Origin of the sequence: Vreelandella alkaliphila, assembly GCF_016107625.1 — a bacterium.
Lineage (GTDB): Bacteria > Pseudomonadota > Gammaproteobacteria > Pseudomonadales > Halomonadaceae > Vreelandella > Vreelandella alkaliphila.
On sequence record NZ_JABASV010000003.1, the window covers coordinates 395,868 to 407,456 of the forward strand.

An 11,589-nucleotide genomic window follows, 5' to 3' on the forward strand; every position below is an offset into this window, starting at 1 on the left:
AAGTTAGCCTATTGTATCATTGCTGAGCGCTGCTCGTTTTATCCGTCGCGGGAGTGCGCACCAGGGGGCGTGTCAGCGTTTGCGCCATGATGACCCCCGCAAGGATGAGTAGCCCACCCATAAAGTGGAACCCTGCGATCTGCTCGCCTAAAAACGCCATGGCAATCAGGGCACTAAATAGCGGCATCAAATTGATAAATATACTCGACTGGTTCGCGCCGATTTGGCGCACCGCGCGCATCCATAAAAAAGTGGTAATGATGGATGCGGGAATGCCTGCGTAAAGGATCAGCCATATATTGTGGCTATCTACCGGTGTCATCGGGCCTATTAAATAGGGCGGCAATAGGAATAAAACCGCAAAGCAGACCTGGGCATAGAGCATTACCCAAGGAGGTAAGTTCATCGCCCAGCGCTTCAGCATTACACCGTATAGGGCGTAGCAGGTGGCAGCAATCACCATCAATGCGTCGCCGGCGGCTACCTGCAGTTGCAGCAGAGACAAAGGGTTGCCTCGCCCAAGCAGTACCGTGACGCCAATGAATGCCAGAATGCCCCCGGCAATACCGCCTAAGGTAGGCGGCTCGCGCAAGATCAGTGCGCTTAATAGTACGGTGAGAAGCGGCACCATAGCAGCCAAAATGCCCATATTAGTAGCAGTCGTTGTTTCCGCCGCCATATAAGCCAACCCTTGCCACAGCCCCATGCCAAGTAGCCCCAGCAACGCCAGTTTCGGCCAGTGACGGCGTATTTCATCGCGATGACGTAATGCCGCAGGAAGCACAAACGGTGTCATTACCGCCAGTGCCAGCAGCCAACGTAGAAAAGCAATACTGCTGGGCGCAATGGCACCCACTGTCAATTGGTTAATCGTCATATTCCCTGACCAAATCAACACAGTGGCCAGTGGCGGTAAAAAGTAAATCAATGGCATAGCGCGTTCCCTTATCGTTAGCCTGGTAATGTGACGTGCTTTCGCAAGAGGAGCAAGTGCTTTGCCACAAAGGTTGATGGTTTCGCAAGGCGGCTAAAGGGTGACAGATTAAGGGGTGTAAAGGACTGTACGTGAGGCGGTGTATGTCATACGCTTGTTTGAATGTGCTTAATAATATAAAGGAGTACCGTGATGAACCATACGCCCGCTTACCCGCATCTGTTTCGACCACTGACCGTTGGCCATTTAACGCTACCTAATCGCGTATTGATGGGGTCAATGCACACCAATTTAGAAGAAGCTCCCAACGGTTTTGAGCGCCTAGCAGCCTTTTATGCTGAGCGAGCTCGTGCGGGTGTCAGCCTGATTGTGACGGGCGGCATTGCTCCTAATGCTGAAGGCGCTGTGTTCCAAGGGGCAAATGCCCTTACCGACGAGTCTCAGCTCGCTGAGCATAAGAGCGTTGTTGATGCCGTTCATGACGCAGGCGGGCATTTGTGTATGCAGATTCTCCATGCCGGGCGCTATGCCTACTCGCCAGAGCTGGTGGCACCTTCTGCGCTGCAGGCACCGATCAACCCGTTTATGCCTCGGGCACTTTCAAGCGACGACGTTGAGCAGCAGATAGACGACTATGTGCGCTGTGCGCAGCTTGCCCAGCAGGCGGGCTATGACGGTATTGAGGTAATGGGCTCTGAAGGTTACTTGATCAACCAGTTTATTTGTCGTCGCACCAATCAGCGTGATGATGCGTGGGGCGGTGATTTTGAGCGACGTATTCGCTTCCCGATCGAAATTGTGAAACGCATTCGCGCGGCAGTGGGCGAGCGTTTTTTGATGATCTTTCGCCTATCGATGATTGATCTGGTGGAAGAAGGCAGCACGTGGGAAGAAGTGGTGCAACTTGGCCAAGCCATTGAAGCTGCTGGCGCGAATGTAATTAACACAGGTATTGGCTGGCACGAAGCTCGGGTGCCAACCATTGTGACTAGCGTGCCTCGTGCAGCGTTTACCGAAGTCACAAAACGCATTAGATCAGCACTATCCATCCCGCTGATTACCACCAACCGCATCAATATGCCCGAGGTGGCGGAGCGTGTGTTGGCTGATGGGCATGCGGATATGGTGTCGATGGCACGCCCGTTTTTGGCTGACCCTGAATGGGTGCGTAAAGCCGAGGCGGGTCTTTCAGACGAAATTAATACCTGTATTGCCTGTAACCAAGCCTGCTTAGACCACACCTTTATGGGCAAGCTCACATCGTGTTTGGTTAACCCCAGAGCGTGCCATGAAACCGAGCTGACCCTCGAACCCACGCAAACACCCAAGCGGGTAGCGGTTGTCGGCGGCGGTCCCGCGGGGCTTGCCACCGCCGTGGCCGCTGCTAGCCGGGGGCATCATGTGGTGTTGTTTGAGCGACGTAGCGAGTTGGGTGGACAGTTTAATTACGCCCGTAAAATTCCCGGTAAAGAGGAGTTCAACGAAACGTTGCGCTACTTCCGGGTGATGTTAGAAAAACACGCGGTAGATGTTCGCCTAAATACGGCGGCTACCCTCGATACACTGGCTGAATTTGACGAGGTGGTGATTGCCACCGGCGTTACCCCCCGTGAGCTTGCGCTACCGGGGGCCGATCATGCCAGTGTGCTTAGCTACGCTGAAGCTATTGAGCACCCTGAACGTGTGGGCCAGCGTGTAGCGGTGATTGGCGCTGGTGGTATTGGCTTTGATGTATCAGAGCTGCTCGCTGACCAGGGACATCCTGAAATGGATGTGGCAGCCTGGTGTGATGAGTGGGGCGTTGACCTTGCCGTGGGCGATCGTGGCGGTCTAAAGCCGCCAATGCCGCCAGTCTCTCCCCGTGACATTGTTATGCTTCAGCGCAAAAGCTCTAAGCCAGGTAAGAACCTGGGCAAAACCTCGGGCTGGGTACATCGTGCATCACTAAAACAGCGGGGAGTTAAAACCCTGACTGGCTGCGAGTATTTGAAAATCGATGATGCCGGTCTTCACATTCGCCGCGATGGCGAGGAGCAGGTGCTGGCGGTGGACACTGTCGTGGTATGCGCTGGGCAGGAGTCGGTTCGCGAGCTTATCGCGCCCTTAAGCCAGGCGGGAGCATGCTTTCATGTGATTGGCGGTGCCGATGAAGCTGCGGAGCTAGACGCTAAACGAGCCATCGATCAAGGCACGCGTCTTGCCGCTTCCCTGTAGCGATAGGGCCAAGCGAGTCAGGCGGGTGACGTAAGCGCTGCAATGGCGATAGACTGGTCGATCAAGGTGGCTGTTAACCACAGTTAACAAATTAAGGCGCGAGTGGCACCCAGCTCGCGCCGTAAGATCGTCAGATAAAAGGACTATCGTCATGACCTCGGAGTGTACCCCACGATTTTTAGCCAGTGACAACACCTCAGGTATCTGCCCAGAGGCTATGGAATACCTGCTTGAAGCCAATCAAGCTGATGATTTGGCCTACGGCAATGACCGTTGGACTGCCCGTGCCGCAGATCGTTTTCGTGAAATGTTTGACTACGATTGCGATGTTTTTTTTGTGTTTAACGGTACTGCAGCAAACTCACTGGCACTTTCTGCAATGGGGCGCAGCTACCACAGCGTTATTTGTCATGAATTGGCTCATATTGAAACCGATGAGTGTGGTGGCCCTGAGTTCTTTTCTAACGGCGCGAAGCTGCTGACCTCGCCAGGGGCTAACGGTAAGCTAACGCCACAGGGCATTGAAGCGCTGGTCACTAAGCGTAGTGATATTCACTATCCCAAGCCTAAAGTAGTGTCGCTTACCCAAGCGACAGAAGTTGGCACGGTCTACTCTCGGGAAGAGTTACTGGCAATACGTGCCATGGCAGACAAGCACGATTTACGCTTACATATGGACGGCGCGCGGTTCGCCAATGCATGCGCTGGTCTTAATGCAAGCCCCGCTGAGCTAACGTGGCAGGTAGGCGTCGATGCGTTGTGCTTTTCAGGAACCAAGAACGGGCTAGCGTTTGGTGAGGCGATTCTTTTTTTCAACCGTGATTTGGCTGAGGACTTTTCCTACCGTTGCAAACAGGCAGGTCAACTGGCTTCGAAAATGCGCTACGTTTCTGCCCCATGGCTAGGGTTGTTGGAAAGCGGCGCGTGGTTAACCAACGCTGAGCATGCCAATGCCATGGCACGGTATTTATCCGATGGGCTGCAAGCACTCCCTGGCGTTTCACTAATGTTTCCGACTCAGGCGAATAGTGTTTTCGTTGAGTTTCCTCCTCATGCTATCGAGGCGTTGAAAGCCAAAGGCTGGACCTTCTATACCTTTATTGGAGCGGGTGGTGCGCGTTTTGTATGCGCTTGGAACACTACCGTTGAATTGCTGGATCAACTGTTGGCAGATGTAAAAGAAGTGCTGGGATAATACTGCCTAAACGGTGCCTTCTCGACGCGTTGTTACCCGCCATAGCGCCGCCTTTCAGGCGGCGCTATGCGTTCTGAACACTGTTTTTAGGGCCATCGCACATTCAACGCAACTTAATCTCTCCTACCGTGCTCAAATTATTAAACATTGTGCGTTGAAGGTTTAGTCATCACTTTTTGCTAATGCTGACTACGCTGATAGAGCAACACCTCGTATTGCGCACCGCTTGATGTTTGGGCTTGGCGGTAGCTGCTGGGGGATGGGCCACAGGAGAGTTCCATGAGCATCTTTGATCACGTTCAAGACCGATTTGCCCGCGTTCAGCAAGAAGACATGAGCCTAGAGGAGTATTTGGCGCTTTGTCGCCGTGATCCAAAGGTTTATGCCAGCGCCTCGGAGCGTATGCTGGAAGCCATTGGCGAGCCTGAAGTGATCGACACGGCGAAAGACCCGCGTCTATCACGCATTTTCTCGAACAAGGTGATTCGCCGCTATCCTGCTTTTGCTGAATTCCATGGCATGGAAGAAGCTATCGAGCAAATTGTGTCGTACTTCCGTCATGCCGCGCAGGGATTAGAGGAGCGTAAGCAAATCCTCTATTTACTAGGGCCAGTAGGTGGCGGTAAATCGTCGCTGGCTGAGCGCTTGAAGCTGTTGATGGAACGTATCCCGTTCTATGCCATTAAAGATTCACCCGTGTATGAGTCACCGCTAGGACTTTTTTCGCCGGAAGAAGATGGTGAGCTTCTGGAGCAAGAGTACGGTATTCCCCAGCGCTATCTGCGCAGTGTTATGTCGCCATGGGCGGCGAAGCGCTTAAAAGAAGCGGGCGGCGATATTTCTCAGTTCCGGGTGGTGCGCCTTTATCCCTCGCGGTTAAATCAAATTGCCATCTCCAAAACTGAGCCTGGCGATGAAAATAACCAGGATATCTCGTCGTTAGTAGGTAAAGTCGATATTCGTCAGTTGGAGCTTTACTCGCAAGATGACCCCGATGCCTACAGCTTCTCTGGCGGGCTTTGCCGCGCTAACCAAGGGTTGATGGAGTTCGTTGAGATGTTTAAAGCGCCGATTAAGGTGCTGCATCCATTACTTACCGCCACCCAAGAAGGTAACTACAACCCTACCGAAGGCATGGGGGCAATTCCCTTTGACGGTGTGATTTTAGCCCACTCAAACGAATCGGAATGGCAGGCGTTTCGTAATAACCGCAACAACGAGGCATTTTTGGATCGTGTCTATATCGTCAAAGTGCCTTACTGCCTGCGGGTCTCCGAAGAGATAAAAATTTACCAAAAGCTGCTTGAAGACTCCTCACTTAATGCAGCCCCTTGCGCGCCTGATACGTTGCGCATGCTGGCGCAGTTCTCGGTGCTTTCACGGCTAAAAGTGCCAGAAAACTCCAGCATCTACTCCAAGATGCGCGTTTATGACGGCGAAAACCTGAAAGACACCGATCCTCGAGCAAAGTCGATCCAGGAGTATCGTGATGCGGCGGGGGTGGATGAGGGCATGCAGGGGTTGTCTACCCGTTTCGCCTTCAAGATACTTTCTAAAGTGTTTAACTTCGATGGCACTGAAGTCGCCGCGAACCCTGTGCATTTGCTGTATGTGCTAGAGCAAGCATTAGAGCGCGAGCAACTGCCTTCAGAAGTATTTGAGCGCTATATCGGCTTTATCAAAGAGTTTCTGGCACCGCGCTATGTCGATTTCATTGGTAAGGAAATCCAAACAGCGTACCTGGAGTCTTACAGCGAGTATGGGCAGAACATCTTTGATCGCTACGTAACCTACGCGGATTTTTGGATTCAAGATCAGGAGTATCGCGACCCCGAAACGGGCGAATTGTTGAACCGTCAGTCACTGAATGACGAGCTCGAAAAAATTGAGAAACCAGCAGGCATCTCTAACCCGAAAGACTTCCGTCACGAAGTGGTTAATTTCGTATTGCGGGCGCGTGCACAAAACAATGGCATGAACCCCAGCTGGCAGTCTTATGAAAAGCTCAAAGGCGTTATCGAGCATAAGATGTTTGCGAATACTGAAGAGCTATTACCGGTTATTTCGTTTAATGCGAAGGCGTCGAAGTCGGATCAGAAGAAGCACGAGGACTTTGTGGCGCGCATGGTGGATCGTGGCTATACCGAGAAACAGGTTCGGCTGCTTTCCGAGTGGTACCTACGCGTGCGCAAGTCCCAGTAGCGGATAATCGGGAGGTCGTATGACCTACTTTATTGATCGAAGGCCTAACGCTAAGCATAAAAGCGCGGTCAATCGGCAGCGCTTTTTGGAACGTTATCGCAAACATATCAAGCGTTCGGTGGAGGAGGCGGTTAACCGCCGCTCCATTACCGATATGGAGCGAGGGGAAAAGGTATCCATTCCTACCAAGGATATCTCTGAACCGGTGTTTCAACATGGCCCGGGCGGTGCGCGCAATATCGTATCGCCCGGCAACAAGGAGTTTTTAGAAGGAGATAAAATTCGCCGCCCTGGTGGCCAGGGCGGCGGAGATGGCGCGGGCGAAGGTGGTGCTTCCAATCAAGGCGAGGGTGACGACGAGTTTGCTTTTACCCTGAGCCGAGAGGAGTTTTTGGAGTTTGTATTTGATGGTCTTGAGTTGCCTAATTTGCAGCGTAAGCCATTGAAGTCACTCGAAGAGATAAAAATGGTGCGTGCGGGACTCGCGCGTGACGGGGTGCCGTCGCGAATTAGCATCACCCGATCAATGCGGGAAGCTTACGCACGTCGCATTGCCATGCGTGCCCCCATTAAGCGAGCGTTGAAAGAGGCTCAAGAGGCGCTCGCTGCAGAAGAACGCAAGGATCCGGTGCTGCGCAATCCGGCGAGAATAGTTGAGCTAAAGGCAGAAATAGAGCGCTTGGAAAAGCGCATTGAGGCGGTGCCATTTATTGACACCTATGATCTGCGTTACCACCAGTTGGCAGCGCAGCCTCAGCCTTCCAGTCAGGCGGTGATGTTCTGTGTCATGGACGTTTCTGGTTCCATGACCCAAAACCATAAGGACATTGCTAAGCGGTTTTTCCTATTACTTTATCTATTTTTGGAAAAGCATTACGAGAAAGTAGAGCTGGTATTTGTGCGCCACCACACGGCTGCGCGGGAGGTAAACGAGGAGGAGTTTTTCTATTCCCGTGAAACTGGTGGCACCATCGTTTCCAGCGCGCTCACCCTGGTAAATAAAATCATCGAAAAACGCTATCCCGCTGGGCAGTGGAATCTGTATATCGCTCAGGCATCGGACGGCGATAACTGGGATGATGATTCGAATATTTGCCGGGACTTACTGGTTAAACAGCTCATGCCGCAGTTGCAGTACTACGCTTATGTGGAAATTACCCCCCATGAGCATCAGTCGCTGTGGCATGAATACGAAACGGTCGCCGCGCAATTTCCCGAACGGTTTGCGATGCGCCAAATTGTCGATGCTGGGGATATCTACCCTGTCTTCCGTGAGCTGTTTAAACGTCGGTTGAGTCAAGAGCAGTAACGCGAACCGAGGAGTACGCCATGAGTGTAGCCCGTAAGCCAATAGCGACTGGTTCCGACTGGAATTTTAGTGTGTTGGAGCGCTTCGACGAGGAGCTCGCTAGGCTCGCCGATGAGTACCGCCTAGATACTTATCCCAATCAGATAGAAGTGATTACCACTGAACAGATGATGGATGCCTACGCGAGCGTGGGGATGCCGGTAGGTTATCACCACTGGTCGTTTGGTAAGCAGTTTCTTGCCGTTGAACAAGCCTACAAGCGCGGCCAGATGGGGCTTGCCTATGAGTTGGTGATTAACTCCAACCCATGTATTGCCTATCTAATGGAAGAGAACACGTTAATGATGCAGGTATTGGTCATTGCGCATGCCTGCTATGGGCATAACTCTTTCTTTAAAGGTAATTACTTGTTCCGCGCCTGGACAGATGCCGATTCCATCGTTGATTACCTAGTATTTGCTCGTAAGTATATTGCTCAGTGCGAAGAACGCCACGGTGTCCATGCCGTGGAGCAATTGTTAGATGCCTGTCACGCTCTCCAAAACTACGGTGTAGACCGTTACAAGCGACCCTCACCTATTTCTGCTGAAGAAGAGGTAAGGCGTCAAGAAGAGCGCGAAGCCTACCTGCAAACCCAGGTCAATATGTTGTGGCGCACGATTCCTGATGCGCCCAATGGCGTTTCTCCACTGCCGGGTAGCCTGCACAGCGAGGCAGATCCACTTGGCCTGCACAGAGGCGGTATTTATCCCTCAGAGCCACAGGAAAACTTGCTCTACTTTATTGAGAAAAATGCGCCGCTTCTAGCTCCCTGGCAGCGCGAAATTGTGCGTATCGTACGCAAACTGGCGCAGTACTTTTACCCCCAGAGACAAACCCAGGTGATGAACGAAGGATGGGCTTGTTTCTGGCACTATACGCTGATGAATCGTTTATACGATGAAGGGAAAGTCGATGAAGGCTTGATGCTGGAGTTTTTGCAATCCCATGCCGCGGTTATCAATCAGCCAGGCTTTGATAGCCCACACTACAGCGGCCTTAATCCCTACGCGTTGGGATTTGCGATCTTTATGGACATTAAGCGGATTTGTGATGCGCCAACGGATGAAGATCGGGAGTGGTTTCCCGATATTGCGGGTAGCCCGTGGCGCGATACCGTTGAGTTTGCAATGCGGAACTTCAAGGATGAGTCGTTTATACAGCAGTTTTTATCCCCCAAGGTAATACGCGATCTCAAGCTGTTCTTAATTGTTGATGATGATCAGATGGAAACACTGGAAGTCGCAGCAATTCATAATGAGCGAGGCTATCGGCGAGTGCGTGAGGCGCTGTCAACTCAATATGCGCTATCGGTGCGTGAGCCCAATATTCAAGTTGTCGAAGCGGCTATACGCGGGGATCGTTCGTTGACGTTACACCATGTACAAGATAGCCGTCGGCCCCTTGGTCGCAGCGTATATCCGGTGATTCGCCATTTGCAGCAGCTATGGGGATTTCCGGTGCATTTGGTCTCAATGGAAGAGGGGCGTGTGACGCGCCGTTATCAGTGGCCGATTGAGGAGGAAAACAAAGAGGTGAGTTAAGGTTAAATAACTACCCCGCGGCAAGCGCGGGGTAGTGGTCAAGCTTGGTTGTTTCACCAAGATCAGTTGGCTACTAATATTAGCCTTTGGCAGTCCAGGACTGGCACCAGCCGCCTGCTTCAACGCTATTTTGCGGGAACAGCTGGCAACCTGCGGTTTCTGCATTAAAGAACATGCAGTTTGAGCACAGCTCCCCTTCCTCGTAGGCTGGGTGGTCGCTTGCGTCACTGGCTACTTCAACGTAATTAAGTGCCTGGGCAGTAGAGTTAGATGGGTCAAGGCGAGGCAGTTCCTGGGCAAAAGCAGACTTTGACAGGATGCCAGCACCAAATGGCAGGGCGGCTAGACCCATTACGCTATTACGCATGAACTTACGACGGCTCTGATTGGCCATGGTGTCTCCTTAGCGTCACGGTTTGACGTTTTTTTGCTTATGTTATTGGGTGGTGAACCACCTCTAATACTCCGACAGAGCTAATAAGCCGGAGTTCTCTAAGCCATGCTAGCGCATGCTCAAAATTAGTGCGAATAACCTTATGAAAAGCGCGACAATTAACCACGTCACTGAGTGGTGCTTGGTCTTATCAAGCAGCCTGTTATACTCGCCTCTGATTGCTGATTAGATTGTTGTTAACGCTATTGTTGGGGGTGCTATGCAAAACGCTGTGATTTTAATCAATACTGAGAAAGGCCAGGTAAAAGCAGTCGCCGAGCGCCTTGCTGATGTAGACGGTATTAGTGAAGTCTATTCGACGTGTGGTCGCTATGATTTGGTCGCCATTGCCCGGACCCCTGATTTTGAAAGCCTTGCAGAACTGGTCACGGAACGTCTAAACGCTGTCGAGGGTATTAGCGATACCGAAACGCTGAATGCCATGCAGGTGCACTCCCGTCACGACCTAGAAACGATGTTTTCCCTGGGCTGGTAACCAATAAATTACCTGACATAAAAAGCAGGATGCAGAATCATTATTGTAGGGAGTAAGTCTGTTGGGGAAATCGCTTTCGCGCTGGCGTCGTCAGGGAAAACGCCTGGGTATCGCTGTGCTTTTTGTCATAGTAGGAACGGGGCTTTGGGAGTTTCAGGAGCGTCAGCATCAGGATGACTATACCTGGATGAGTGTGCCTACCTGGGATGGGTTTCAGCTAACAACGTTTCACCGTGTGCTGAGAAACGATGGCTTCTTAGCGGGATGGTCTGATGTGCGGGTAAACCCACTTTGGGTCAGTTATCAAGTTGAAGCGGTGTCCGATGATACTCGTATTGGCCCACGGCCTAATTTTAAGGCCGACTGGCGAACGTTATGGCCAATAGGTACGGATAGCTATTCCGGCAGTGGTTATGATCGCGGACACTTGGCACCTAACTATGCCATTGCAGCGGTGCATGGTCGTAACGCTCAGGTCGATACCTTCTTGATGAGTAACATGACGCCTCAGCGACCTAATCTGAATCGCCAGCTTTGGCAGCGTCTTGAAGAGTCGGTGATGGATCATTTTGCACCGCGCTTTGATCGCTTGCAGGTGATTACTGGGCCTATTTTTCCTGAGCACTACATGGACAATGTGTTTAATCGCGTTGGTTTTGTGGAAGTGCCAGAAGCGTTCTATAAGATCATTGTTGTGCCAGATGAAGAGGCTCCGTTGGCGCTTGCCTTTATCATGCCGCAAGACGTTCGTGGTAATGAACCGTTAGATGATTATCTAGTAACTATCGATGAGATCGAGTCGCGCACAGGGCTGAACTTCTTTCCTGATTTAGCGGCAGAGCGTGAAGCTGTATTGGAAGGGCAATTGCGTACTCAAGGCTGGGCACTAGAAGAAGTAGCGCGTCGTCCTGGGCGTTTCCAATAATGCAAAAATACCGCGATGGCGAAGACAGTCGCTTGAGCGGTGTTTTTTTGAGCGGATCTTTCTAGCCAGGATTTTCTGAATAGTATTTTCTGAATAGGGAGAGGCTAAATAAATAGTCTAGATAGATAGTGGGAGCATCAAAGGAAGCGTTGAAGCGATTTGCTGAAAGGCGAGTAGTGAAATGTTGATCAGCGCTGATGTAAACTGAATCTATGAAATGGTGCCCAGGAGAGGACTTGAACCTCCACGTCCATACGGACACTAGCACCTGAAGCTAGCGCGTCTACCAATTCCGCCA

General features: G+C 51.6%; 9 protein-coding genes and 1 tRNA gene. 7 read left to right on the forward strand and 3 right to left on the reverse strand.

What is annotated here, in order from left to right:
• Window positions 1-16: 16 nt before the first annotated feature.
• A complete protein-coding gene (locus JFC11_RS07035; protein WP_198349069.1) occupies window positions 17-934 on the reverse strand; it encodes a DMT family transporter in 918 nt (305 codons plus the stop codon).
• A 192-nt stretch (window positions 935-1,126) separates the two neighbouring features.
• Here JFC11_RS07035 and JFC11_RS07040 point away from each other — a divergent pair, with 192 nt between their 5' ends.
• The 5 genes from JFC11_RS07040 to JFC11_RS07060 all read left to right on the forward strand — a co-directional run bounded on the left by JFC11_RS07040 (window position 1,127) and on the right by JFC11_RS07060 (window position 9,437).
• Window positions 1,127-3,148: an NADPH-dependent 2,4-dienoyl-CoA reductase gene (locus tag JFC11_RS07040; protein ID WP_198349070.1), complete on the forward strand. Its 2,022-nt coding sequence runs from the start codon at window positions 1,127-1,129 to the stop codon at window positions 3,146-3,148.
• A gap of 151 nt (window positions 3,149-3,299) precedes the next feature.
• A complete protein-coding gene (locus JFC11_RS07045; RefSeq protein ID WP_120386600.1) occupies window positions 3,300-4,343 on the forward strand; it encodes a threonine aldolase family protein in 1,044 nt (347 codons plus the stop codon).
• Between the two features lie 279 nt (window positions 4,344-4,622).
• A complete protein-coding gene (locus tag JFC11_RS07050; RefSeq protein WP_038476995.1) occupies window positions 4,623-6,545 on the forward strand; it encodes a PrkA family serine protein kinase in 1,923 nt (640 codons plus the stop codon).
• A 19-nt stretch (window positions 6,546-6,564) separates the two neighbouring features.
• Window positions 6,565-7,854 carry a YeaH/YhbH family protein gene (locus JFC11_RS07055; RefSeq protein WP_095603825.1) on the forward strand — a complete coding sequence of 430 codons (1,290 nt, stop codon included), beginning with the start codon at window positions 6,565-6,567 and terminating at the stop codon, window positions 7,852-7,854.
• Between the two features lie 20 nt (window positions 7,855-7,874).
• Window positions 7,875-9,437, forward strand: a complete 1,563-nt coding sequence (locus JFC11_RS07060) for a SpoVR family protein (protein WP_095603824.1) — start codon at window positions 7,875-7,877, stop codon at window positions 9,435-9,437.
• Window positions 9,438-9,516: 79 nt separating this feature from the next.
• Here JFC11_RS07060 and JFC11_RS07065 read toward each other — a convergent pair whose 3' ends face one another.
• On the reverse strand, window positions 9,517-9,831 hold the full coding sequence (locus JFC11_RS07065) for a high-potential iron-sulfur protein (protein ID WP_095603823.1): 315 nt from the start codon (window positions 9,829-9,831) through the stop codon (window positions 9,517-9,519).
• A 259-nt stretch (window positions 9,832-10,090) separates the two neighbouring features.
• Here JFC11_RS07065 and JFC11_RS07070 point away from each other — a divergent pair, with 259 nt between their 5' ends.
• Together JFC11_RS07070 and JFC11_RS07075 are read left to right on the forward strand one after the other, a co-directional pair.
• Window positions 10,091-10,366: an Lrp/AsnC family transcriptional regulator gene (locus JFC11_RS07070; RefSeq protein WP_009721675.1), complete on the forward strand. Its 276-nt coding sequence runs from the start codon at window positions 10,091-10,093 to the stop codon at window positions 10,364-10,366.
• 61 nt (window positions 10,367-10,427) lie between these two features.
• Window positions 10,428-11,291: a DNA/RNA non-specific endonuclease gene (locus JFC11_RS07075; protein WP_198349071.1), complete on the forward strand. Its 864-nt coding sequence runs from the start codon at window positions 10,428-10,430 to the stop codon at window positions 11,289-11,291.
• A 218-nt stretch (window positions 11,292-11,509) separates the two neighbouring features.
• Here the strand turns inward: JFC11_RS07075 and JFC11_RS07080 are convergent.
• Window positions 11,510-11,588, reverse strand: a tRNA-Leu gene (locus JFC11_RS07080).
• Between the last annotated feature and the right edge of the window lies 1 nt (window position 11,589).